We start from the raw sequence: 488 nt of genomic DNA on the forward strand, positions 1-488 counted from the left end.
ACCTGGACATTGAAATCCTAAAAAAGGCCAGTGCTCTCCTGCTTTTGGACTCCAAAGATCATTCTCGCTGATCAATGAGCTGGACGAGCAGTACGGCGTTAACAATTGCTGTCGGGCGTTTGGAGTCGCCCGCAGCAGCTTTTACGCCTGGCGTCAGCGTCAGGGCAAGGTGAATCCTGAGCGGGAGAAACTTAAGGCCGTGCTGGTCAAGCATCATAAGGAATCCAGAGCGTCCGCAGGGTCTCGCACCCTGTCCAAGGAACTGCAAGCCAAGGGGCATCGTGTCGGGCGACATATGGCTCGCAGCTTGATGCGCGAAGCCGGTGTTGCCAGTCATCAACGGCGGCGGCACAAGTACAAGTCTTCCGGCGTTGAGGCGCTGGTGGCGCCGCATGTGCTCAAGCGCAAGTTTGATGTCACGGCGGTTAACCAAGTGTGGTGCGGCGATGTGACCTACATCAAAGTCGGCACGCGCTGGATGTATTTCG

The 488-nt window shown here is 56.8% G+C and carries 1 protein-coding gene; it reads left to right on the forward strand.

Annotated features, from left to right (window positions below):
* Window positions 1-199: 199 nt before the first annotated feature.
* The coding region (locus KW838_RS29705; RefSeq protein WP_371317900.1) for an IS3 family transposase at window positions 200-488 on the forward strand (289 nt) is incomplete at its 3' end.

Origin of the sequence: Pseudomonas sp. PDM27 (assembly GCF_019219205.1) — a bacterium.
GTDB classification, from domain to species: Bacteria; Pseudomonadota; Gammaproteobacteria; order Pseudomonadales; family Pseudomonadaceae; genus Aquipseudomonas; species Aquipseudomonas laurylsulfatiphila.